This window comes from Streptomyces sp. NBC_01717, from assembly GCF_036248255.1.
In the GTDB taxonomy this organism is placed as follows: Bacteria; Actinomycetota; Actinomycetes; order Streptomycetales; family Streptomycetaceae; genus Streptomyces.
In genome coordinates this window covers 8,300,270-8,324,502 of the sequence record NZ_CP109178.1, presented here as the reverse complement: position 1 = coordinate 8,324,502, position 24,233 = coordinate 8,300,270, and the positions used below count along the sequence as shown (strand labels likewise).

General features: G+C 69.0%; 20 protein-coding genes. 13 read left to right on the top strand and 7 right to left on the bottom strand.

All coding sequences use genetic code 11. From position 1 onward, the window contains the following. Positions 1-41 precede the first annotated feature (41 nt). Positions 42-4,070: a CHAT domain-containing protein gene (locus OHB49_RS37670; RefSeq protein WP_329165387.1), complete on the bottom strand. Its 4,029-nt coding sequence runs from the start codon at positions 4,068-4,070 to the stop codon at positions 42-44. A 458-nt stretch (positions 4,071-4,528) separates the two neighbouring features. Here OHB49_RS37670 and OHB49_RS37665 point away from each other — a divergent pair, with 458 nt between their 5' ends. From OHB49_RS37665 to OHB49_RS37645, 5 genes are all read left to right on the top strand, one after another. Next, the gene (locus tag OHB49_RS37665; RefSeq protein ID WP_329165385.1) at positions 4,529-5,755 is read left to right on the top strand and encodes an acyl-CoA dehydrogenase family protein; all 1,227 of its coding nucleotides are present in this window, start codon (positions 4,529-4,531) and stop codon (positions 5,753-5,755) included. Positions 5,756-5,760: 5 nt separating this feature from the next. Next, on the top strand, positions 5,761-6,993 hold the full coding sequence (locus OHB49_RS37660) for a CaiB/BaiF CoA transferase family protein (protein WP_030973118.1): 1,233 nt from the start codon (positions 5,761-5,763) through the stop codon (positions 6,991-6,993). After that, a complete protein-coding gene (locus OHB49_RS37655; protein ID WP_329165382.1) occupies positions 6,990-7,772 on the top strand; it encodes a crotonase/enoyl-CoA hydratase family protein in 783 nt (260 codons plus the stop codon). The genes OHB49_RS37660 and OHB49_RS37655 overlap by 4 nt, the downstream gene beginning before the upstream one ends. Before the next feature lie 66 nt (positions 7,773-7,838). Next, the gene (locus tag OHB49_RS37650) at positions 7,839-8,828 is read left to right on the top strand and encodes a 3-hydroxyacyl-CoA dehydrogenase NAD-binding domain-containing protein (RefSeq protein WP_329165380.1); all 990 of its coding nucleotides are present in this window, start codon (positions 7,839-7,841) and stop codon (positions 8,826-8,828) included. Continuing rightward, positions 8,825-9,730, top strand: coding sequence for a hypothetical protein (locus OHB49_RS37645; protein WP_030973115.1), 906 nt, complete (start codon positions 8,825-8,827; stop codon positions 9,728-9,730). The genes OHB49_RS37650 and OHB49_RS37645 overlap by 4 nt, the downstream gene beginning before the upstream one ends. A 175-nt stretch (positions 9,731-9,905) precedes the next feature. Here OHB49_RS37645 and OHB49_RS37640 read toward each other — a convergent pair whose 3' ends face one another. The 4 genes from OHB49_RS37640 to OHB49_RS37625 all read right to left on the bottom strand — a co-directional run bounded on the left by OHB49_RS37640 (position 9,906) and on the right by OHB49_RS37625 (position 12,710). Continuing rightward, positions 9,906-10,961, bottom strand: coding sequence for an LLM class flavin-dependent oxidoreductase (locus OHB49_RS37640; protein WP_329165379.1), 1,056 nt, complete (start codon positions 10,959-10,961; stop codon positions 9,906-9,908). After that, positions 10,961-11,485, bottom strand: a complete 525-nt coding sequence (locus OHB49_RS37635; protein ID WP_329165378.1) for an SRPBCC family protein — start codon at positions 11,483-11,485, stop codon at positions 10,961-10,963. Before OHB49_RS37635 ends, OHB49_RS37640 begins: the two co-directional genes overlap by 1 nt. A 119-nt stretch (positions 11,486-11,604) precedes the next feature. Next, positions 11,605-12,102 carry a winged helix-turn-helix transcriptional regulator gene (locus OHB49_RS37630; protein ID WP_329165376.1) on the bottom strand — a complete coding sequence of 166 codons (498 nt, stop codon included), beginning with the start codon at positions 12,100-12,102 and terminating at the stop codon, positions 11,605-11,607. A 92-nt stretch (positions 12,103-12,194) separates the two neighbouring features. After that, positions 12,195-12,710, bottom strand: a complete 516-nt coding sequence (locus OHB49_RS37625) for a GNAT family N-acetyltransferase (RefSeq protein WP_329165374.1) — start codon at positions 12,708-12,710, stop codon at positions 12,195-12,197. A gap of 123 nt (positions 12,711-12,833) precedes the next feature. On the opposite strand from OHB49_RS37625, the gene OHB49_RS37620 reads away from it, so the two are divergent. Continuing rightward, positions 12,834-13,094: a hypothetical protein gene (locus tag OHB49_RS37620; RefSeq protein WP_329165373.1), complete on the top strand. Its 261-nt coding sequence runs from the start codon at positions 12,834-12,836 to the stop codon at positions 13,092-13,094. Positions 13,095-13,140: 46 nt separating this feature from the next. Here the strand turns inward: OHB49_RS37620 and OHB49_RS37615 are convergent, their stop codons facing one another. Further along, positions 13,141-14,184, bottom strand: a complete 1,044-nt coding sequence (locus OHB49_RS37615) for an NAD(P)-dependent alcohol dehydrogenase (RefSeq protein WP_030973104.1) — start codon at positions 14,182-14,184, stop codon at positions 13,141-13,143. Positions 14,185-14,281: 97 nt separating this feature from the next. Between OHB49_RS37615 and OHB49_RS37610 the strand changes: the two genes are divergently transcribed. Continuing rightward, positions 14,282-14,869, top strand: coding sequence for a TetR family transcriptional regulator (locus OHB49_RS37610; protein WP_329165371.1), 588 nt, complete (start codon positions 14,282-14,284; stop codon positions 14,867-14,869). Between the two features lie 179 nt (positions 14,870-15,048). On the opposite strand, the gene OHB49_RS37605 is transcribed toward OHB49_RS37610, so the two are convergent. Further along, on the bottom strand, positions 15,049-15,828 hold the full coding sequence (locus OHB49_RS37605) for a hypothetical protein (protein WP_329165369.1): 780 nt from the start codon (positions 15,826-15,828) through the stop codon (positions 15,049-15,051). Between the two features lie 587 nt (positions 15,829-16,415). On the opposite strand from OHB49_RS37605, the gene OHB49_RS37600 reads away from it, so the two are divergent. The 6 genes from OHB49_RS37600 to OHB49_RS37570 all read left to right on the top strand — a co-directional run bounded on the left by OHB49_RS37600 (position 16,416) and on the right by OHB49_RS37570 (position 23,783). After that, complete coding sequence (locus tag OHB49_RS37600) at positions 16,416-18,551, top strand: FUSC family protein (protein WP_329165367.1); 2,136 nt, start codon at positions 16,416-16,418, stop codon at positions 18,549-18,551. Positions 18,552-18,753: 202 nt separating this feature from the next. Beyond that, a complete protein-coding gene (locus tag OHB49_RS37595; protein ID WP_329165366.1) occupies positions 18,754-19,461 on the top strand; it encodes a response regulator transcription factor in 708 nt (235 codons plus the stop codon). Next, positions 19,458-20,951, top strand: a complete 1,494-nt coding sequence (locus tag OHB49_RS37590; RefSeq protein WP_329165365.1) for a sensor histidine kinase — start codon at positions 19,458-19,460, stop codon at positions 20,949-20,951. Before OHB49_RS37595 ends, OHB49_RS37590 begins: the two co-directional genes overlap by 4 nt. Positions 20,952-21,008: 57 nt before the next feature. Next, positions 21,009-21,407 carry a hypothetical protein gene (locus OHB49_RS37585; protein WP_030973092.1) on the top strand — a complete coding sequence of 133 codons (399 nt, stop codon included), beginning with the start codon at positions 21,009-21,011 and terminating at the stop codon, positions 21,405-21,407. Continuing rightward, a complete protein-coding gene (locus OHB49_RS37580; protein WP_030973091.1) occupies positions 21,407-21,625 on the top strand; it encodes a hypothetical protein in 219 nt (72 codons plus the stop codon). Before OHB49_RS37585 ends, OHB49_RS37580 begins: the two co-directional genes overlap by 1 nt. A gap of 580 nt (positions 21,626-22,205) precedes the next feature. Further along, entirely contained in the window at positions 22,206-23,783 is a 1,578-nt protein-coding gene (locus OHB49_RS37570) for a hypothetical protein (RefSeq protein WP_329165364.1), read from the top strand. Positions 23,784-24,233 lie beyond the last annotated feature (450 nt).

Genomic DNA, 24,233 nt, shown 5'->3' with positions numbered 1-24,233 from the left:
CTCTTTGTTGGCTCGTGAGCCGCTGTGCAGACCGAGGGCCTTCACGGGCCGGTATGGATGAAGGGTGTCCAGATCGCCAGTTCCATACCGGGCTGGGCACGCAGCTCCCGCACAGCGTAGTGGAGTGCGAGCGCGCACTCCTCTGATGCCAACTCCCCTTTTATAGCAAGGGAGTTGTACAGATGGTCGGCGATGAAACCAGCATAGCGGCCGAGCACCGTCCACATGGTGGCTACCACGTGCCGGTATCCGGCGAACTGGAGCGCGGCGGAGATGTGGATCGCCTCGTCGGGCTGACCGTAGCCGGTGAGCGCCGTACTGCAGCTGGACAGGAAGGCGAACTCCGCGTCGTCCAGGCTCAGTCGGCCCAGATCGGCGACGGTCAGCGTCCCGTCGTGCAGTCGCAGCCCGCTGTTCGATGGGTCGAGAGGGTTCAGTTCGCCGTGGCAGGTGATGTGGGCCCAGCTGTGGTCGCCCAGCGCCCGGCGCACGGCATCGCGAGTGGCCTGGGGGCCGGTGATGACGCGGGTCCGGTCGGGGAAGAAGGCGTTCACGGCCTCCACGTCCTCTTCCGCGTCCGGAAGCGGTTGCCCCCCAGGTGTCTCCGGCATCGCCACAAGCAGCATGCGGCGCCGTCCGGGCCGGGGAGACGGACGAGTACGCGCCTTGATCAGGGTGCGCAGTGTCGGTGTGTAGGACGATACGACCCGGTCCAGTACGCAGGCACCCGGTCGGGGCCGTGGGTCCCCCGGCCGAGGTCCTGGGTGGTAGCGACCCGCGGCGTGGAACGGCAGGAAGGTCAGCGGGCCGGTGGGGCACCACCACACCCGCGGCCAGGCGTCGTCGGTCGGTTCGCCGGTGTGGCCGAGCGCGTCCAGGACGGGTTCGGCGGCGGCGTCCCACAGCCAGTTCAGCACGTCCCGCATCATCAGGCCGAGCAGGTCGAGTTGTCCGTCCGCATCGCGCTTCATGTCAAGAGCCGGCAGCAGATCCACGTACTCGTACGATTCGAGAGCGCTCATGTACGTGGTCACGCGTTGCTGCACGACGTCCGGGTTGACCTGCGGCAGAGGGATCACCGTCAGCCCGTCCGGGCTCAGCGCCAGGGCATCGCTGCGGCGTTCGGCGATATTGATCAGGACGACCGTGCCGTTCGTGGCAGCGGTGCGCAGGTGGGCGAAGCCGGGCGGGAGCAGGAAGTCTCCGCATCCGGTGACATGTTGTCGTACCTGCTCGCACAGCGTGTCCCATTCACGGGCCAGGTCCATGCGCAGGTCCGTGTGGTCAGCTGGGACGTTCAAGTGGTCCGGTCCGGCGTCCAGGGCAAGCAGACGGGTGCGCACCTGGTCCAGCCGCTCGGCGAGTTCGGGCGCCGTCCGGCGTACCGCGTCCAGGTCGGGATCGGTGTCGAGGGACTGGCTCCACAGGATGGCTCGGCCGTGCTCCAGGAGTTCGACGGCCCGTTCCGGACGGTCGGCGTCCAGGGCCGCGGCGGCAGCCTCCTGGGTGAGGGGGCCGATGTGGGTCAGGTGCCGCTCGCGGTCACGGCGGCCGAGGCCGTGCCAGGCGACCAGCGGGACACAGGTCATCGCCTGCTCGTAGACGGCCAGGGCGGCGGCCGGTCCGGGCGCCTGATCAGCCAGCTCGCGCAGTGCTGTCATCCGCAACAGGGGGGAAGCCGTCGCCGCCTCAGCGGCCTCCCGCAGCGCTTCGGAGGCGGATGTCCGGTCGGCTGCCGCGGCCGGGCCGGGGTACGCCTCGGCCCCCTTGAGCAGCAGCCGTGCCCGCAGGTACAGCAGCTGGGCTCGCTCCGGCCGCCCCGTAGGGCACTCCTCCAGGGCGTCGACGACGCTGGTGAGCGCCGCTCGGTGGTCAGCCCACCGTGAGGTCGCCGAGAAGCGGGCGGCCAGCGCGTCCGCCAGGTTCGCCAGCAGGCCCGGCCGAAAGCGGTGGCCGACGGGAACGGCGTCAACCGCTTCACGCAACAGGCCGATCGATGTGTCGATGTCGTACGTCAGCATGTCGGTCTCGTCGGCGGACATGCTGAACGAGCCGTCGAGATCGAGCGGTGACGCCAGCTCGTGGAAATGGCTGCTGTGGGCCAGCGCCAGATTCGACAGATAGGCGGGGCGCAGCGTGTGGCGGGGCGGTATCACCCGCACGGCCTGTCCGCCTGTCTCGATCGCTTCGTCCAGGTCCGTCAGGTCGCCGAAGTGGTCGAAACGCAACCGCAGGGCTATCCCGGCCAGGTGCAGCGCGGTGTGCCGTTCGTGTTCCGGAGCGACCTGTGCGGCGCCTCGGCTCAGCGTGACGGCTTCGTCGAGATCGGCGCGCCCGCCGCGGCGCAGGAAGCGGTCGAGGCGCGCGGTCGCGAACCCGGTGAGAGCGAAGTGATCGGCGTCGGCCGCAGCGGCCTCACGGTACGCGGCGATCGAGGCGTCGAGGTCACCGACGTCCCCGGAGATGGCCGCGCGGGCCCGCAGCGCGTTGCCCAGCTCGGCGTGGGTACGAGCGCGCAGCGGTGAGTCGGCGGGAAGGAGGTCGAGGGCTTCGTCGAGGGCCTCGACGGCGTGGTCCATGTCCGATGGTGAACCGAATGCTTCCCCGCGAAGTGTCAGCGCGTAGCCGAGGACGAGCAGCTGGGAGGCGCATCCGGCGACGCTCCGGCCGTCCTCGGCCGACCACTCCACGCCGTCGTGTGCCATCTCGACGGCGAGGTCGAGGTCATTCGGATCCGGCTCCAGGCGGTACCTCTCGCACAGGGCCTGCGCCAGCGTCGGGCCGATGGCGGACTCCCATTGCACGGACCGGGAGGCATCGGCGTCGGCCGCGGCTTCGAGGAGAATTTCGTCGGCGGTGGCGATCGCGGCATCCAACTCGTCGCGGTCCCCGGTGTGATGGTAGGCCGCGTGGTGCACCTCTGACCGGCGGACCAGAAGGCGCATACGCGCCTCTGTCCTGTCCTCACGCTCCAGACACTCACGTACTGTCCGGGCGGCCTCCTCGAGGTACCGGCCTTCCCCGTCGACGCGATACAGGTCGAGCAGCGCGGCCGCGAGCAGCTGAGCGACTTCGGCCCCCATCCCTGCGGCCCCGGGCGCGGACAGCGACGTGCCGTAGGCGGCCCGCAGGCTGAGCACGCAGTCGTCGAGGTCCTGTCGACGATGGTGTCCGAGGTACAGCGCTCGGCAGGCGCCGGCGAGCATGTGGTGCGTTCGTGCCGCCTCGGGACTGTCTTGAGGGTAGACGGTGAGCAGGCTCCGCAGAACAGCTGCCGCCTCCTCGTAGTGACCGGCCAGGAGCAGCGCGGCGCCGAGATTCTGGGTCGGCACGAGCCACTCGGGGTCGTCCGGACCGAGGGGGGCCAGCCCTAGGTGGGCCTGGCGCAGCTCGGCCAAGGCCGCCTCCAGGTCCTCGGGCCGGCCCTGCAGTTGGTGGCGTCGCAAGTAGGCCCGGCCCAGGTAACCGTGCATCACGGCCGCCATCGCCGGGTCGTCGGGGGCATGCAGCACCGCGTTGCTCAGATCGGCGACAGCTCTGTCCAGGTCCTCCGCCCGGCCGAGCACCTCGTAGAGCGCGCACAGCTGATGGCCGCGCAGGCACCGGTAGACAACGCGGTCGGCGTGCGCGCCGGCCTCGATGGCCAGTACCTCGGCCTCGGTCAGGACCGCGATCGCCCAATACATCGCGTCCGGATCCCGCCTGTGCGAGGCATCGCGCGCGAGCGCCGCTGCCAAGGCTGTGTCCAGCTCCCGGGCAGCGCCACGGGCCGCATACTGCTGCTCCATCAGCGGGGGCAGCACCACATCAGGATCCAGGTCGCGCACCCGGAAGAACAGCCGTACAGCGGTGCCTGTCGCCTCCTCGTGCGCGTGCTCGGTGACCTCCAGACGCAGATACCAGTAGAACCAGGCCAGTACGGCGGCCGCCTCCAGGTCGAGTTGAGGTGCCTGGGCCAGTAGTTCCTCGGCGGCGCTCACTGCCGTCGGGTCGGTCACCGCGTCGCGTACGCCCTGCTCGTACTGGATGATTCGGCGCCGCAGTGTGGTGAGCCGATTCAGTTCCTGCATTCGGTTCTCCCGTGTCCCGGAACTTCTCTCAGACGCTAGCACCGGACATGTCAGGTTCCCGGCCGTCGCCGGCATTGCCCACCGCCGCCTCGGCGCGCGCACGGTCTGTGCAGCGATCGCCTGCGAGATGCCGCCGGATGCGGGGGCCGCCTGAGTCGGACTCGGCCGGCCGAGCTGACCGACCGGACGAATGTCCGGCTCACATGCGCAGCAGAAACAGCCCACCGGCAGCAGCACCACCATTGACATGACGTTCCGTCAGCCCGAGCGGTCCTGCCTCACCTTTACGGGCCACTGGGGTGGTCCGTGGCGACACGGCACCCGTGGGCGGCTCGGGTCCGAGGGACCGGCTCCGGATCCGCGTTTAATCGCGTCCGAGAACCGGAACGCCGGGCACGGAGAGCGCTGACGGGCGCGGATCCCCGGGCCACGCCCCACAGCGCTTGAGGGAGACTGCCATGAGCGGCACAGCGGCTTTGCCGACACCGTCCGGTCCCTACCTGGACGGAGGGCTGCTGCCCGCCGACTTCTACGCGTACGAGGAACTGCTGTCGGACAGTGAGCGGGAGAAGGTCGAGTCCCTTCGCGCGTTCCTCCGCACGCAGGTCGCCCCGATCGTCGACGACTGCTGGGCCCGGGCCGAATTCCCTTTCCAGCTGGTCGAGGGCTTCGGGAAGCTCGGCTTGATGGACTGGGCCGACCCGGACTCCCCGGAATCCAGGCCGAGCAACCTCCTCGCGGGCTTCATCGCGCTGGAGCTGGCACATGTCGACGCGTCCGTGGCGACGTTCGCCGGCGTGCACACGGGTCTGGCCATGGGCACCATCCTCACCTGCGGTTCCGACGAACAGAAGCGGCGATGGCTGCCGGCGATGAGCCGCTTCGAGAAGATCGGCGCCTTCGGCTTGACCGAGCCGCACGGCGGCTCCGACGTGGCCGGCGGCCTGCGGACGACCGCACGCCGCGACGGCGACGTATGGATCCTCGACGGCGCGAAGCGGTGGATCGGAAACGCGACGTTCGCCGACCTGGTCGTCATCTGGGCCCGCGATGTCGAGACACAGCACGTGCTGGGCTTCGTCGTGGAGAAGGACACCCCCGGGTTCACCGCGACGAAGATCGAGAACAAGATGGCGCTGCGGATCGTGCAGAACGCCGACATCGTGCTCGACGGCTGCCGCGTCCCGGAGGCCAACCGGCTGCAGAACGCGAACTCGTTCAAGGACACCGCCAAGATCCTGCGCCAGACCCGCAGCGGCGTTGCGTGGCAGGCGGTAGGAGTGATGTTCGGCGCCTACGAGATCGCCCTGCAGTACGCGAAGGAGCGCGAGCAGTTCGGGCGCCCGATCGGGGGCTTCCAGCTCGTGCAGGACCTGCTGGTGAAGATGCTCGGCAATGCCACGGCCTCGTGCGGGATGATGGTGCGCCTGGCCCAGTTGCAGGACGCCGGGGTGTACAGGGACGAGCAGTCCGCCCTGGCGAAGGCCTACTGCACCGTGCGGATGCGCGAGAACGTTGGGTGGGCACGGGAGCTGCTGGCCGGCAACGGCATCATCCTCGACTACAAGATCGGCCGCTTCGTCGCCGACGCGGAGGCCATCTACTCGTACGAGGGCACGCGGGAGATCCAGACCCTGATCGTCGGCCGTGCCGTGACCGGCGGCCTGAGCGCCTTCGTGAGGTGATGAAGATGACCACCGAATCCGTCTTCACCGGCCTGAAGGTCCTCGACGCGTCGAGCTTCATCGCAGGACCGGCCGCGGCCACCGTGCTCTCCGACTTCGGAGCGGACGTCATCAAGATCGAGCCGCCGGGGACGGGCGATCCGCAGCGGCGGCTGAGCTCCGTGCCGCCCAGTCCCCGGGCGCAGGCCAACTACAGCTGGCACCTCGCCAACCGCAACAAGCGCGGCATGGTGATCGACCTGAAGTCGCCGTCGGCCACCACGGTCCTCAAGCGCCTCGTCGAGTGGGCCGACGTGGTGATCACCAACTTCCCGCACGGCACACGCGAAAAGCTGCACCTTGGCTACGAAGAGGTCGCGGGCTGGAACCCACGGGTCGTCTACGCCGACATCACCGGCTTCGGGGACACCGGCCCTGACGCCGGGCAGCCGGGCTTCGACCTGACCGCGGCCTGGTCGCGCAGCGGCCTGCTGGCCTCCACCCGGGACGCGGGAGCCCCGCCGACCGTGCCGGTCTGGGGCAGCGGCGACTACATGTCGGCGATCGCGATCTACGCGGCGATCGTGACCGCCCTGTACCGCCGTGAGCGCACGGGACAAGGAGCCAGTGTCGGGACGTCGCTGCTCGCCGCGGGCGTCTGGGCCACGGGAACGCTCGTCGCCGGCGCGCTCGCCGGCGGCACGCCGTTCGAGCTGCACGACCGGAAGACCCCGGCGAACCCGCTGATCAACCCCTACCGGACCGCGGACGACGAGTGGTTCATGCTGGTCGCCTCTCCCCCGCACTGGCCGGGACTGGCGCGGGCCATCGGGCACCCCGAGCTGCTCGAGGATCCCCGTTTCGCGAACATCGAGGGCTTCGTCAAGAACTCCGCCGCGCTGAGCGAACTGCTCGACGCCGAGTTCCGCACGCAGCCCTTCGCCCACTGGAAGGACGCCCTGGGCCGGGAACGCGTCACCTACAGCCTCATTCAGACGCCGGAGCAGGCCGCGCAGGACCCTCAGTTGCGCGCGAACGACATCGTGGTGCCGCTCGAAGGAGTCAGCGGGCTGGAGGAAACCATCAGCAGTCCGGTCAACCTCCGAGGGGTGCCGAAGGTGGCGGCGAAGCGAGCGCCCGACCTGGGCGAGCACAACGACGAGATCCTCGCCGAGCTGGGATTCGGCCCTGCCGAGATCGCCGAGCTGCGCGCCCAGGGAACGATCCCCGGCACCACGGAAGGCGAGGCGTCGCCATGAACACGACGTCCGAAGCGTCCGACACGGTGCTCCACGAGCGCCGCGGCGGCGTGCTGACCATCACCCTCAACCGCCCGGCGCAGAAGAACGCCGTGGACCACGAGGTCGCGGTACGCCTCGCGTCGGCCTTGGATCTGCTCGACGCGGACCCGGAGCTGTCGGTCGGCGTACTCACGGGCGCGGGCGGGGTGTTCAGCGCGGGCATGGACCTGAAGGCCTTCGCCAAGGGCGAGTTGCCCCTGCTGCCGGGCCGGGGACTGGGCGGGCTCACCCGCGCGGTGGTGCGCAAGCCGTTGATCGCCGCGGTCGAGGGCTGGGCGCTCGGCGGCGGCTTCGAGATGGTGCTCGCCTGCGACCTGATCGTCGCCGCCGAGGACGCCCGGTTCGGGTTTCCCGAGGTCAAGCGTGGTCTCGTGGCGGCAGAGGGCGGACTGGTCAGGCTGCCGCGCCGCCTTCCGTACCACGTAGCCGCGCGCGTACTGCTCACGGGCGAGCCGCTGACCGCAGCCGAAGGCAAGGAGTACGGCCTCGTCAATGAGCTGACCCCACCCGGCGCCGCGCTGGACGCGGCCCGCGAGTTGGCGGAGCGCGTCGCGCGGAACGCACCGCTGGCGCTGGCGGCCGTCAAGGAGGTTCTGCGTGAAACGCAGGGCTTGAACGAGAGTGACGCCTTCACCCGCCAGGACGAGCTCACGAGCGGGCTGTTCTCCAGCGAGGACGCGCAGGAGGGCGCACAGGCGTTCGCCGAGAAGCGCGCCCCTGTCTGGCACGGCCGCTGAAGCCGGCCAGGTCGGCCGCCCACCTCCCTCGCAGCACGCGTACGACTCCCAGGAGCAGTGACCAACATGAATGCGCACAGACCCGTCCACCGCGTGGCAATCGTCGGTACCGGCACCATCGGTGCGAGCTGGGCGACGCACTATCTCGTCCGGGGCTTCGACGTGACGGCGACCGACCCCGCCCCCACCGCGGAGGCGGCCCTGCGTTCGTACGTGGAGGCGGCATGGGACTCTGCGGCCTCGATCGGGCTCGCGCCTGGTGCCTCGCCCGATCGCCTGAGCTTCACCACGGACCTGCATCAGGCCGTCGCGGACGCCGATTTCGTACAGGAGAACGCGCCGGAGCGCCCGGAGCTCAAGGTCCCGCTGTTCGCCGACATCGACGACGCCACGCCGCCGGGCGCGATCATCGCGTCGAGTTCGTCGGGCATCACGATGAGCGTCATCCAGGCCGAGTGCCGGCGTCCGGAGCGGACCGTCATCGGCCATCCCTTCAACCCCCCGCACATCGTCCCGCTCGTCGAGGTCGTCGGAGGCACGAAGACCGCCCCGGAGACGATCCGGGACGCCATGTCGTTCTACGCCGCGATCGGCAAGAAGCCGATCCACCTCAAGAAGGAACTTCCCGGGCACGTCGCCAACCGTATCCAGGCCGCGCTGTACCGCGAGGTCGTCCACCTGGTCCAGGAGGGGGTACTCGACGTGGCGGACTCCGACGACGCGGTGTCCTGGGGACCGGGGCTCAGATGGGGCGTCATGGGCCCCCATCTGCTGTGGCATCTCGGCGGAGGAGAAGGCGGCATCGAGCACTTCATGGACACCCTCATGCCTCGGATGGTGGCGTCCTGGCAGGAACTGGGCACGCCCGAGTTCACGCCCGAGCTCAAGGAGAAGATCGTGGGCGGCGTCCGGGAGGAGGCGGGCGGCCGCTCGGTCGATGAACTGGCCGCCCGGCGCGACGCGATGCTCTCGGCCCTGCTGGCCGTGCGCGCCCAGTACGACCCGTCCGGCCCGCCGAGCGCCGCAGCCGATCAACCGGCGCAGGAGGGACCGTGACGGGGTCCCGGGAGAAACTGTTCGTGCTCGAGGCCAGCAGTGGCGGTCGGCTGTTCTCCGTGAACCCCGACGGTTCCGACAAGCAGGTTGTCGTCACCGGGTGCAGGATCCCCGACGGGGTCGCCGTCGATGTCGCGGCCGGGCACATCTACTGGACGAACATGGGCCTTCCACCGGAGAACGACGGCTCGATCGAACGCGTGGACCTGGACGGAGGCAACCGGACGACGATCGTCCCCAGCGGCGTCACGCACACGCCCAAGCAACTCCACCTGGAGGCCGCGGGCCGGAAGCTGTACTGGGGTGACCGCGAGGGCATGCGCGTGATGCGCTGCGACCTCGACGGCTCGAACGTCGAAACCCTCGTGCAGACGGGCCAGGGAGAGGACGACCGTCGCGACGAGACCAGATGGTGCGTGGGAGTCGCCGTCGACCCTGTGGGCGGACACCTCTACTGGACACAGAAAGGCCCCAGTGACGCCGGGCTCGGAAAGATCCTACGAGCCGGAATCGATCTGCCCGCCGGGCAGAGAGCGGCCGAACGCGGCGACATCGAGGTGCTGTTCGAGGGTCTGCCGGAGCCGATCGACCTGGAGCTCGACCTCGCGGAGCACATGCTGTACTGGACGGATCGCGGCGATCCGCCGCGGGGCAACAGCTTGAACCGCTCGCCGATGGAGCCCCCGGACGGGCAGCGGACGCCCGAGATCCTGTTGACCCACCTGATGGAAGGCATCGGCCTCGCCCTCGATCCGGACGGCGGCCGCGTGTACGTGACCGACCTGGGCGGGAGCGTCTACGCGGCCGGTATCGACGGATCGAACCGGCGCGAGATCCTCGTCGCGCAGGGCAACCTCACCGGCATCGCCCGTGCCGTGTTGCCGACCGGAACGCGGGTCTGACTTGATCTTTGCCCCCTGGGGCAAAGGCCGGGTGGGCTGAGCCGGGGTGTTTCCTTCGCTGTCGAGCGGCCGATCAGTCCGGCGGCGAGCGGCTTGCGCTGTGCCCGCTCGCGCGCGGGCCTCGACCCGCACCACCCCGGCTGACGCCTGTCCGACTCCACCGCGGATGACGCCGTCATGCAGTCCCAGTCATGTCACGGACCAGGTCGAGGGCGCGGCCGAGGGTGGCCAGCCGGGCGTCCAGCGTCTCGCCGGCCGGGTAGAAGCGGACGGTGTCGACCCCGGCGTCGCGCCATACCCGGAGCCGCTCGCGCACCATGTCCTCGGTGCCGATCAGCGTGGTGCCCAGCACCATCTCATCGGTGACCAGCCCGGCCGCCCCCTGCCGGTCCCCGGCCTGCCAGCGCTGCCGGACCTCAGCCGCCACCTCGGCCCATCCCTGACGGCTGTAGGCGTCGTTGTAGAAGTTCTTGTCGCCGGAACCCATCCCGCCCAGGCTGAAGGCCAGTTCCTTCTTGCGGCCCGCCACGATCGCGCGCAACGCGTCCTCGTCCTCGGCGAAGGCCACCTCGGCGCCCTGGCAGATGTCGAGGTCGGCGCGCGAGCGCCCGGCAGCGGCCAGACCTGCGTCCAGATGGTCGAAGTAAGCCCCTTTCGCCCCCTCCGGTACGAAGCTGGTACCCAGCCAGCCGTCGGCGATCTCACCGGTCAGTTGCAGCATCTTCGGCGAGAGGGTTGCCAGGTAGATCGGGATGTCGTGCTCGGCGCGCATCGACAGGCGCATGGGCTTCGCGTCCCCGCCCGGCAGCGGGATCTGGAACTCCCGCCCGTCGTGGGAGAGCTTCTCGCCGGCCATCGCCTTCCGCACGATCTCGACGGTCTCCCGCATCCGCGACAGCGGGCGGGTGAACGGGACACCGTGCAGGCCCTCGATCACCTGCGGACCTGACGGCCCCAGCCCCAGCACGAACCGCCCCTGGGAGATCTGGGACAAGGTGATCGCTGCTCGGGCGATGGCCATCGGCGTGCGGGTGCCGAGCTGGATGATCCCGGAGCCGAGCAGCAGGCGATCCGTCCGCGCGGCCAGGTACCCCAGGGGTGACGGCGCTTCCGAGCCCCACGCCTCGGCCACCCAGCAGATGTCCAGGCCGAGCTTCTCGGCCTCGGTCACGAAGTCCACCGTCTCCGACCAGTTGCCCCCGGACGCCTCGATCGTGGTCGACGTGCGCATCACGCACCCGTCTTTCCGGGGTTTTCGGCCAGCTTCTTGATCGCGTCGACAGTGACGCCCATGTTGTCCTCGAATTCCCGCATCCGCACGAAGACGATCTTCTGTTCCTTGTCCGGCATCCGGTCGATCGCGAAGGACAGGCCGGACCTGGCCGGTCCCATCTGCATCCACTGGCGCAGCCGCGTGCCGCCGTCCCGCGGTTCAAGGCTGAACCGCCAGATCGCCGTGGGGTGTTCGGGGTCCTCGACCGCCCAGGCGAACACCCGCGGCGGCTCGAACTCCACGATGTGGGAGGTGGTCGCCCACTCTCCCAGCGCCTTGTGCTTGCTCCGGCCCACGAAACGGGCCCCCGGAGCGGGACCGGTCGCCCCGTCCAGCCACTCCACCGACTGCAGTTCCGAGCTCATGCGCGGCATCAGTGCGATGTCGGACACCAGCTCCCACACCCGCTCCTGCGGGGCGGCGATCCAGGCCTGCACCTCGACCGTGGGTGTGTCCGCATAGCGCGCGCCCGTCCACTCCATGGCCCGACAACTCCCTTGTCAATACCGAAGATCCCTGCCGCAAACAGGGCCTGACCACCAAAGTTGCGTAGATAGACTTACCTGTCAAGGCTTGGCGCGGTCTCTGCCGAAACGCTGTGTCAGTCCGCGAACCGCTCCTGCACGTCCGGCCGTTCCGCCAGGTGAGGCGGATAGCCCGGACCCAGCCGAGGGTGGGTGTTCTCGGCGGTCATCGGCTCGCCACAGGCGGCACAGACCACTTCGGCGTGACTTTCCTGTCCGCAGACGTCGTGGAAATGCGTCACCGGCGGGCCCTGCTCGCCTGCCAGCCAGCGGTCCCCCCACCGACTCATCGCCAGCAGCACGGTGTAGAAGTCGCGGCCCTTCTCGGTGAGTACATAGTCGTAGCGCACCGGGTCGGTCTGGTAGGGCTGTTTGACGAGCAGCCCCTCGTCCACCAGCCGCCGCAACCTGTCGTTGAGCGTGTTGCGCGCGATTCCCAGCGACTCCTGGAACGCGTCGAATCGCCGGATCCCGTAGAACGCCTCCCGCAGCACCAGCGGTGTCCACCAGTCCCCCAGGAGATCCATGGTGCGAGCGACCGAGCAGGGCCAGTGGGCAAAGGATGTCCGCCTCATGGTGCCAGCATACGGTTGGTCTCGAAATGCAACCCAGCAGGCGGGAGCAGCCGCAGCCGCGTCCACTCAGACCCCTCCGGCAAGATCACGGACTAGATCTTGATCCAGTACCGCCGCACGGGGCCGTGTTCGGTGTCGCGGACGCCCTCGAGGACGCCGCCCTGGTGCTCGATCGTCTTCACCGAGGCAAGGTTGTCGACTTCGCAGACGATCAGCACCTGTTCCAGGCCGAGCGTCCGCCCTTCGTCGAGTATCCGGCCCAGCGCCCAGGTGGCCAGCCCGCGCCGACGCGAAGACGGCCGGACGCCGTAGCCGATGTGGCCGAACTGCAGCACGTAGTCGTCGAGCCCGTGCCGCAACGCGATCCCGCCGTGCACCCGGTCGCCCTCGACGATCCATCGATATGTACAACCCCGGCCGGTCTCGACGGCTTTCGGACCCGACTCGTCAGCCAGCAGCGCCACCCAGGCCGCGAACCCGTCCGGCGAGTCGACCTCGTCGGACGACCCCAGCCCGAATCCGTCCTCGTGGAGGCCAGGACCCCACTCGTCATGTGCTTCCCGCCAGGCGGCGTACAGGCGGGTGGTGGGCGCGATCAGTTCGGGCACACGGTAAAGATACCGATCCGGACCATCAAGATCTGCGGATGGAGCACTGAACGTATTCCATGAGCAACTCCGCCAGGCGGTCCTCGAGTTACACGGCAGGCCAGGACGCGGCGGACGGCTGCCATGTGGATGGCAGCGGTAACGCCGGCCTTCGTGCTCGGGTTGGCCTCCGCGATCGGCAAAGCTCGTAAAGGCCAGTGGTGGACGATCGGCGCGGTCTTTCTTCCCGTCCTCGGCATGGTGGGGATACTGCTTGGCGGAGTGGCGCGGCAGAGCACGTCGTTCTTCCGGCTGGGATGCCTGTTCGTAGTGGCCGGCTTCGGCGCGGAGGCCATGGCCTACTGGAGAACTCGAACTCCCGGGAGTGAGAAGGTGGTTCAGTGACAGGGTGCCACGCCGAGGCAGGTTGAGCCCCCTACACCCTCACCGCTCAACCCAAGTCCGACATGTCGAGTACGAAGCGGTAGCGGACATCGTTGCGTCCGAGGCGGTCCAGGGCCTCGTTCACCTGCGCCGAGGGAAGCAGTTCGATCTCGGCGGTGATGCCCTTCTCGGCGCAGAAGTCCAGCATCGCGGCAGTGGCGGGCCGGCCGCCGCTGCCTGCCGAGCTGAGCTTCTTGCGTCCCACAAGCAGGTCCATGGTCTCCACGGTGACGGGCCCGAGATGCCCGAGGTGGCTGAGGGTGCCGTCCATGGCGACCAGGCGCAGGTACGGGCCGGGATCGTGCGGGGCGGAGATGGTGTCGATGACGACGTCGAACCGGTCACGGGCGGCGGCCATCTGTTCCGGGTCCGTGGAGACGATGAGAGCGTGGGCGCCGAGCCGGCGCGCGTCGTCGGCCTTGTCGGGTGAGCGGCTGATGACCGAGGTGTCGGCGCCGAGCGCTACGGCGATCTTGACCGCGAGATGACCCAGGCCACCCAGTCCCGCCACGGCGACGCGGCTGTGCGGTCCTACACCCAGGGTGTGCAGGGGTTCCCAGACGGTGATCCCGGCGCAGAGCAGTGGAGCGGCAGCGGCCGGATCCAGACCGGCGGGAAGGGGGTAGGCAAATCGGTCGCGGACGACGTATTCGCGGGAGTAGCCGCCCAGGGTGGTCGATCCGTCCTGCCGGTCGACGCCGCCGTAGGTCAGGGTCGGGAAGGCGTGACAGAAGTTCTCCTGACCGGCCCGGCACATCGGGCACCGGCCGCATGAATCGATGATGTTGCCGACCGCCACGGGGTCGCCGACGGAGAAGCGGGTGACCGCGGGTCCGATCTCGGTCACCACGCCGGTGAACTCGTGCCCCGGCACCAGCGGACGGGCCTCGTCGCCGTCGTGGCTGCGGAGGGCGTGCAGATCGGTGTGGCAGACGCCGCAGTAGTCCACCCGGACCGCGAGGTCCTCCGGACGCAGATCACGCCGCTTCAGCGGCGTTCGCCGCAGTGCCGCCGTCGTACCGTCCGCCTGCCAGCCAAGTGTCGTTCGCACAGCACATCTCCTCAAACAGACTGTTCTGTCTATTTCAAGGTAGACGCAACCGGGACCTCAAGGCAAACCAACTGTTCTGTTTGATAGCCTGGCCGGCATGGCAGACCAGCCCCTGACCTCGCGTGGTGCGGCGACCTACCAGCGCATCCTCGATGTGGCCACCCAGGAATTCGCCCAGCACGGGATCGCCGGAGCACGCATCGAGCGGATCGTGGCCGCGGCCCGCACCAACAAGGCGCAGCTGTATACCTACTTCGGCAGCAAGGAAGGGCTCTTCGACGCCATCTTCTTCGGTTCGCTGGAGCGGATCACGAACGTTGTCCCGATCGACGCCACCGACCTTGCGGACTGGGCGGTACGCCTCTACGACGAGTACCTCCGCCGCCCCGACCTCATCCGGCTGGCCACCTGGGCGCGCCTGGAGCGCCGCCCGGCCGGTCACCTGGTGGAAGACCGCGACCGCCTCGACGACCACAAGCTGCGCGCCATCGCCGAAGCCCAAGCCGCCGGTCTGGTGCGCCAGGGAGACCCGTTCGACGTGATGGCCATGGTCATTGCCATGTCCATGGCCTGGTCACCGGTCAGCAACGTCTACGCGGCAACCGCTCAGGAACCCCCCGAAGTACACGAGCCGCGTCGCATCCTCCTCCGCGAATGCGTCCGGCGTGCCATGGCGGCTGACTGACAGAGAATCAGACGACGTCGGCCCGGGCTGCTTTCCACGGTGCACTCCGCCGACGTCCTCACCCTCACCCCCGCCTCCAGTCACTGCGGGACAAGGACGCCGGCGATGGCGGGGCCCATACGGAGGGGCCCGGTGAACACACCGGGCCCCTTGCGACGTACGCCTTGGCCTTCGTCAGCTCAGCTCAGCTGAACGGTGTCGCCGGCCGAAGCGACCTGCATCGTCGTGGTCGTGCCGTCGAAGTACCAGCGCCAACTGCCGGCCGAAGCCGCGGTCACGGTGGTGCTGAGCTTTCCGCCACTGCCGGTCTTCACGGTCTTGACCGTCGTGTACGAAGTGGCGCCGGCCTTCTTGAACTGGAGCTTCACGGGCTGCCCTGTGAACCCGTAGTACTTCAGGTCCTCCCAGTGCGCCCGCGTGAGCCTGCCGGTGACGGTGATCTTGCCGCCCTTCTTCACCGGCTCGGGCGAGGCGTTGGTGACGAGGGTCGCGGCACGCTTGACCTTGTACGAGGCGATGCCGTCGGAAATCCAGTAGTCACCGTCGTTGGCCTTGACCGTCGCGTTCACCGTCCACACCCCGGCCATCACGTTGGCGTCGTCTGTCGAGTACCCGGGCATCCAGCCCGGGACGATCTTCATCATCGCGGTGCAGACCGACGTCGTGGCGCTCTGCTTCACGCACGTCACGGAACCGTCCTGCTCCACGACCCCACTGCCGCTGCTGGAGCTGAACGTGCTGACCCTTGTCACCCCCTTCACCCCTGAGTTGTCCTTGATCGTCATGACGATCGGGTACCTGATGGTCTTCGACGTCCCCACGATGACGTTGGTCCCGTGATCGACGACCGTCTTGGTCACCCGGATGTCGCCCCGCCCCTCGGCGTGCGCGCCCGTCGCGGTGACGAGCGTCAGCGCCGCCGCCCCCGCCGCCACAGCTACGCCTCTTGTCCTGCGCATACGTGCATGTCCCTCTCCCCGGCCCCGATGTGGTGCGCGGAGCGTATATCAGGGCCCCGGGAGCGCCTGCGGTGAGATGCCTCGTAAGATCCCCGCCCCATGTCGTGGTCCTGGTGAGCCGGTAACTCGGCCTGGGCGACTGCCGTCGTCGTGCAGGATGCGCGCGACGCCAACCGCCTGCCCGACCACAGACGGTTCGCCGGGACAGAAAGCGGCCGGAGGGCGCTGCAACATATCTGGCGGGGGACCGTCTTCCGACAATTCGTGTGCCTGCTGCTTCTTCAGGGCGTGCACCCAATAGGGCAGTAGCGGCGACGACCCACAGGTGGAGCGTCACTCAACGCTCTGCGAGCCCTGGGCCGGGCGGACCGCTCGGCAGATACTCTCGATCGATGGGATACGCGGGCGCCCCGCGGCAGGAGGTGTGCGAGCGAATGCAGACACCGGGCCACGTCCGGCTCGGGCGGCCCCTTGAGTGGTTGCGTACCCACGATCCGGAGTTGGCTGCGACCCGCCGGGCCGCACGCACTGCACTGGTGATGCCGGCACTGTTCGCATTCTGCAGCCAAGTGCTCCACTCGCCGACGATGGCAACTTTCGCAGCCTTCGGCTCGTTCTCGATGCTGCTGCTGGTGGAGTTCACCGGCCCGATGGTGCAGCGGCTGCGCGCGCACTTGGGCCTCGCGATGGCCTGGGCGGCGCTCATCTGCCTGGGCACGCTCGTGGCCGACGAGACCTGGCTCGCGGTCATCATCACCGTCGTGGTCGGCTTCCTGGTGCTCTTCTCCGGCGTGGTCAGTTCTGTCCTCGCGGAGGCGACGACCGCTCTGCTGTTGGCCTTCGTCCTGCCGGTGACCTCGCCCGCACCGCTGTCCCAGCTGGCCGACCGACTCGCCGGAGCGGGCCTTGCGGCGGCCGGCGCCCTGCTCGCGGTCTCCCTCTTGTGGCCCCGGCCCGCCGCCGACCCGCTCGCTGCGCACGCCGCCCGTGTCTGCCGGACCGCCGCAGCACAACTACGTGCCGACACCCACCGGCTGACCGAAGAGCCTGACGCACCGAGCACCCGGCAGTGCAAGGACACCGCCGATCAGGCTGTTGCAGCGGCATCCGACCTCCGTACTGCCTTCGACGCCACCCCCTATCGGCCGACCGGACTGTCCACCAGTTCCCGCGCCCTGGTCCGTCTGGTCGACGAACTCACCTGGCTGAGCACCATCGTGGCCGACAGCAGCCCCCCGCACAGCGGCCGCCTGACCTGCGATCCCGAGGCATACGCCGTCCGGCAGGGTGCCGCCGCGGTCCTGGACCAGGCGGCCGGCCTGCTCGACGCACCGTACGGCGCACCCGACGCGCTCCGAACCGCCTCGGTCGACCTGCACGAGGCCATGACCGCCATGGAACGCAGGGCGACCACCCGGCTGCCCATGCACCTGCCCGGGCCTGGCACGGAGTGGGAGCCCCGCGCCTTCATCGAAACCCTGGACGTGTCGTTCCGAGCCCAGGAACTGGGTTTCGCAACCCTCCAGATCGCAAGCAACGTGGACCTGGCAGCGGCGGCCCAACGACGCAGTTGGCGGGATCGGCTGCTCGGCCGCGAGCCCGGCGCCCTGGCTCGACCGCTGGCGTCGGCCCGCGAGCGGGCAGCCGCCCATCTCCGGCCGAACTCGGTCTGGCTGCACAACAGCCTCCGGGGAGCGGTCGGCCTGGGCATCGCGGTTGCCCTCGCTGACCTGACGAGCGTTCAGCACTCGTTCTGGGTACTCCTGGGGACGCTCTCCGTGCTGCGCTCGAACGCGCTCAACACCGGGCAGAACGCGGTCCGCGCCTTGGGCGGCACGATCGCGGGTTCGCTCATCGGGGCCGGATTGCTGCATCTCATCGGCCACCACGGCACCCTGCTCTGGTTCCTGCTGCCGCTCGCCGTGCTGATCGCCGGCATCGCCCCCTCAGCCATTTCCTTCGCCGCCGGCCAGGCGGCTTTCACCATCACCCTGGTGATCCTGTTCAACATCGACCAGAACCCGGACTGGCACATCGCGCTGCTACGGATCCAGGACATCGGCATCGGCTGCGCGGTAAGTGTCCTGGTAGGCCTGTTCTTCTGGCCGCACGGCGCCGCCGCCGCCGTCAACCAGGCCCTCGCCGAGGCGTACACGGACAGCGCCCGGTATCTGGCCGGAGCGGTGGATTACGCGGTCAGCCACTGCAGCTCCGCGCCTGCGCGGGCCGACGCCCCACTGCAGGAGAGACGCCAGGCGGCGGCCGCCGCCCGAAGACTCGACGACGCCTTCCGCAGCTACCTCGCCGAACGCGGCCCGAAACGTGTGCCGCTGGCGGACATGACCGCCCTGGTCACCGGCATCGTCGGACTGCGCCTCGCCGCCGACGCCGTGCTTGGACTATGGCGCGGCAGCGAACAGCACACCGAAGCGGACCGGGCCGAAGCCGGCCTCGTACTACTGGACGTCGCCGGCCGAGTGTCCGGCTGGTACCGCGACCTGGCGATCAGCCTCGGTCGGCACACCTCGCCCCCGGATCCGCTGCCGCGCAATCCTGCCGCCGAGGCCCGCCTGGTCCACTCCCTCCGCCACGACCTGCGTGACGAAAACGGGCTGGCCACAGGCACAGCCGTCCGCATCATCTGGACCGCCGACCACCTCAACGCCGCCCGCCGCCTCCAGCCGGCACTGGCAGCTGCGGCGAGGCCGGGCAGTCCGTCCTGACTCAGGACAGTCTCACTCCAAACGACCTTCTGAGCAGGCCGCCCGTTCACCGCAGTCGCACGGTGCCCGACCGGACAACCGCTCCCTCTCACATCCTCGATCAGGCATCCAGGGATGAGCGGGACACATCTCTGGCATTGTCCCGGTAGTCACCGTGAGGTGTGCACCGCTCCGGTGCAGGGACCGCAAGAGGGAGGGCCGGATGAGTGGCATCGGTCGCGGACAGGTGTTGGTGGTGGACGACGATCCGGCGATCCGGCGTTCGCTGGAGCGGGGACTGCGGTTGGCCGGTTTCGCGGTAGCCCTGGCCGGTGGAGGGCGGCCTGCTCTGGCTCATGTGCGCCGGGAACCGACCGATGTGGTCGTCCTCGACATCTCCATGCCCGATCTCGACGGAATCCAGGTGTGCCGGGCCTTGCGCGAGGACGGCAACGACCTGCCCGTGCTGATGCTGTCGGCGCTGGACGAGACGGCGGACCGCATCGCCGGGCTGCAGGCGGGCGGCGACGACTACCTGATCAAGCCGTTCTCGCTGCAGGAGTTGGTGCTGCGGCTGGATGCTCTGCTGCGCCGGCGGCCGCCGAGGAACACGGACGCGGTCCGCGTCGGCAGTCTGGTGCTGGAACCGGCTTCCCGTGAGGCACGGTGGGACAGCGAGATGCTGGCGCTGACCCGGCGGGAGTTCGAGCTGTTGGAGGTCCTCGCGCGCAATGCGGGGATCGTACTCACCCGGGACCAGCTGCTGGAGCGTGTCTGGGGATACGACGTCGAGGTGCGTACCGATGCCGTCGACACCTTCGTCAGCTATCTGCGGCGCAAGCTCGAGAGCGGCGGCCGGGTACGGATCATCCATACCGTGCGAGGAGTCGGTTTCGTCCTGCGCCCGGACAACGGGGGCGGAAACACGTGAAGCTGGCCACGCGCATTGCGCTCGCCGTCGGTGCCACCGTGCCGGTGTTGGTGCTGGCGGCAGGATGGCTGCTGCTCCTGCTGGTCGCCCATGACCTGCATGCTGAGCAGGACGCTCATCTACGAGAGCGCGCCGACGTAGCCGCCGTGAACGCCCGCCAGCTGTTGCGGGTCACCGCCGCCGACCGTCCCGCAGCGGTCGAGCAAGCCCGCGAGCGGCAGTTGTACGCCTCCGGCCTGGACGTCGGCATCCGGCTGACGGGACCGCACGGCACCGTCTCGGGCGGCCCGCAGCCCGACGGCTCCGTACCCCTGCCGACCCGTGCGCGGACGCCGGTCACCGTCGAGGACGGGGCCAGGAGCTGGCGCGTGCTGTCGGTCCGCGTGCAGAGCTCTCGCCCCGGCGTCCAGGGCACACTGTGGCTGTTCTCCCCCGACACCGCGAGCAAGGACCAACTGGCCCTCGTACGCCGACGCGTGGTGACCGTGGCGCTGCTGGCAGCCGTGACGTCCGGTCTGATGGCGTTGGCTGTCGCCTCACGGGCCGGCCGCCCGCTGCGCCGACTGCAACAGCGCACCAGCGGCCTCGACCCGAGGGTGGACGCGGCCAGGCTCGACCACACACGGACCGGGGTCATCGAGGTCGACGATCTGGCCCGGACTCTTCAGACCGTGCTGGCCCGCTACGACGAACAGGCCGCGCGGACCACGGAGGCCCTGACCACCGCGCGGTCGTTCGCCGCCGCCGCGGCCCATGAATTGCGCACCCCTCTGATGAGCATGCAGACGAACCTGGAGATCCTCGCGCAGCATCCCGACCTCGCATCGGCGGACCAGGACGAGGTCCTGGGAGATCTCCAGGCCGAGCACGCTCGGCTGCTGGGCCTGCTGGTGATGCTCAGGGAACTCGGACGGGGCGACCTGGTCGAGGCCGAGGCCTTCGGTCCGGTGGACCTCACCGAAGTGATCGACGCCTCCGCGGCCGATGCCAGGCGCAGGCACCCCACGGCGGAGATCACTGTGCCGGTCATGCCGCGTCTCATTGTGCACGCCTGGGAGCCCGGGGTGCGAACCATCATCGACAACCTCCTGGCCAATGCCCTGATTCACGGACGGAGCAGGGACGGACGCGCACGAGTGGAACTGGGCCTTCGAGCGGGCGGACACCCCCCGGGATCGACCGCCGTGCTGACGATCGACGACCGTGGCCCCGGCATCCTTCCTTCGCAGCGTGACGCCGTGTTCCATCGCTTCGAGCGCGGACCTGACAGCCCCGGCTCCGGACTCGGCCTGACCCTGGTCGCGCAACAGACCGCCCTTCACACAGGCCACGTCCGGATTCAGGACTGCCCTGGCGACCGGGGCACGCGGATCGAGGTCCGGCTCCCCGTGCGAGACAGCAGGCAGACCGCGATCCCCTTGCCGGCCGAGCGGGACTGGCTGATCACAACCGCCGAGCGCCCACAAGGTTTCCACAAGGATGGCTCCTAACTTCTCCGCATGCGCAGGCACGTGGGCCCTGCGCCCGCTTCCGGAGGAGACACCGTCATGAGGACCGCCAAGACCGCTGCCCTGGCTCTCACCGCTGTCAGCGCACTGCTCGCCGCCGCAGGCACGGCCTCGGCCGGCGGGGGAACGCCTGCGCCGAACGCCACGCCGACCGGAGACGGAGCGCAGGTACTGTGCAAGCGGGTACCGAAGATCGAGAAGCGTCTCGAACGGGCCCTGAACCGCCTCGGCGCGGACGCGACACGGCGCGGCTCCATCGCCCGGCTGGCGAAGCGGGTGGAAAACGCAAAGACAGCCGGTCACACCGAGATCGAGACCTACCTCAACGACAAGCTCACCTTCCGCCGCTCCCTCGTTCCCACCCTCGAGAAGCGCCGGAAGGACCTGACCGCGGTCAAGACCTGGTGCAAGGCCGACAACAACGGGAGCAAGAACTGATGGCCCGCAGCACCGCCACCGCTGTCGCGGCCGCCCTCCTGCTTCTCACTGCCGTCACCGGCTGCAGTCAGGGCGGTGACGAGAAGGGCAGCGGAAGCGCCGACCGTCCCGTGACCACCGGCCCCGCAGAGGTCACCCACATGAAACAACTCGTGGATGCCGCCGAATCGGCCGCCGCCGTAGCGGAATCCGCGGCGGCAGAAGACAGCAAGGACTGACCGGCCGAGGACGCGGTCCATCGCCCTCTGCCGTGGCCGGCGCTACGTATCGCTCCGGGTCGACCTGGAAGTCGGCAGACAGGAGGACGTGGGGCCGGACGGCGACAAGCGGATCGGAGTCCGCATCGCCCGCAATGGCATCGAGTCCAGCCAACGGCTCGGCCGTCGCAGATGGGTCATCGAACGGACCAAAGGCCCGCTACGCCGCTGACCCGACTCGCGGGACATGCTGACGGTGCCCGCAAAAGCCGAAGGCCCCAGGGCACCGTCACTCATCCGCGGGTGAAGCGGTCGTGCTCCCCACGTCGTCGCTCACACGTGGCTACGGTGTGCCTGAGCAGATCGCGTAGGCAGTGAGAGGGACCCCTGAGTCACTCGTGACCTGCCACCCAGTGGGTGCGGCACCCTCCGTGGCGGGGATTGGCCCATCATAGTTGACGACCGTATCGACTGAGGTGTCCCAGCCGCCGCCGACGGCGATGTCGCCGGGAGCACAGGAAGCGGTCGACAGATTAGGGGTGGCGGTGTCGGCGACCGTGACGTAAAAGGTGCCAGCGGCCGCCGGGTCACCCTGCGGGCCTTGCACACCAACCCCCGTGTCACCCTGCGGACCCTGGACACCCGTGCCACCCTGCAGACCGGTATCACCCTGAGGTCCTTGCACCCCGACGCCGGTATCGCCCTGGGTACCCTGCGGACCCTGGACACCCGTGCCACCCTGCAGACCGGAATCACCCTGAGTGCCCTGCGGACCCTGGACACCCGTACCGCCCTGCAGACCGGTATCACCCGGAGTGCCCTGCGGACCCTGGACACCCGTGCCACCCTGCAGACCGGAATCACCCTGAGGTCCTTGCACCCCGACGCCGGTATCGCCCTGGGTACCCTGCAGACCGGTATCACCCTGAGTGCCCTGCGGACCCTGGACACCCGTACCACCCTGCAGACCGGAATCACCTTGAGTGCCCTGCGGGCCTTGCACACCAACCCCCGTGTCACCCTGCGGACCCTGGACACCCGTACCACCCTGCAGACCGGTATCACCCTGAGGTCCTTGCACCCCGACGCCGGTATCACCCTGGGTACCCTGCAGACCGGTATCACCCTGAGTGCCCTGCGGACCCTGGACACCCGCACCACCCTGCAGACCGGAATCACCCTGAGGTCCTTGCACCCCGACGCCGGTATCACCCTGGGTACCCTGCGGACCCTGCACACCCGCACCACCCTGCAGACCGGAATCACCCTGAGTGCCCTGCGGACCCTGCACACCCGCACCACCCTGCAGACCGGAATCACCCTGAGGTCCTTGCACCCCGACGCCGGTATCACCCTGAGTGCCCTGCGGACCCTGGACACCCGCACCACCCTGCAGACCGGAATCACCCTGAGGTCCTTGCACCCCGACGCCGGTATCACCCTGGGTACCCTGCGGACCCTGCACACCCGTACCACCCTGCAGACCGGAATCACCCTGAGGTCCTTGCACCCCGACGCCGGTATCGCCCTGGGTACCCTGCAGACCGGTATCACCCTGAGTGCCCTGCGGACCCTGGACACCCGTACCACCCTGCAGACCGGAATCACCCTGAGTGCCCTGCGGGCCTTGCACACCAACCCCCGTGTCACCCTGCGGACCCTGGACACCCGTACCACCCTGCAGACCGGTATCACCCTGAGGTCCTTGCACCCCGACGCCGGTATCACCCTGGGTACCCTGCAGACCGGTATCACCCTGAGTGCCCTGCGGACCCTGCACACCCGCACCACCCTGCAGACCGGAATCACCCTGAGTGCCCTGCGGACCCTGCACACCCGCACCACCCTGCAGACCGGAATCACCCTGAGGGCCTTGCACCCCGACGCCGGTATCACCCTGGGTACCCTGCGGACCCTGCACACCCGCACCACCCTGCAGACCGGAATCACCCTGAGTGCCCTGCGGACCCTGCACACCCGCACCACCCTGCAGACCGGTATCACCCTGAGTGCCCTGCGGACCCTGCACACCCGTACCGCCCTGGGTACCCTGCGGACCCTGCGGACCCCTCTCTCCTCGGTCTCCCTTCGGCCCACGGTGCTTGTCCTTGTCCTTGTCCTTGCCACGGTCCCGGTCCCGGTCCCGGTCAGCGGAAATGGCTCCGTTCGGGCCAGGTAGTCCGAAGCTGTGCTCGGTACCAGATCTGTGGATCGCGTCGGCCATGGCCGCCGTGCTCGGAACAACGTTGAGCACTACGGCAAGTGTGCTCGCCGATACCAACGTGGTTGTTTTCAGCCGGGAATTACGGATGGTTTTGCGACTCACCAGAGGACCTTCCTTGCGGAACTTGAAGTAAACACACCGCAATTGCGCGCATATCGTGGGTGTGCTCAACTTGCATGCGTGTCACATCGCCCATAGGCACGGGTAGAGCTATTCTTCAACGCCGCCGAACTGATGATCGCGAGCCGCTCGTGTCGTAGTCGAAGATCACCCGAGCGGCAGTGGAATCGTGTACGTAGCTGTCGTGATCTACCTGGTCAGATCAGACAGCAGCACGACCGAGGCTGGAACAGCTACTGCGGCCAGACCTCGGCCTGGCCAGGCCAGGCCAGTTCATCCCCGTCG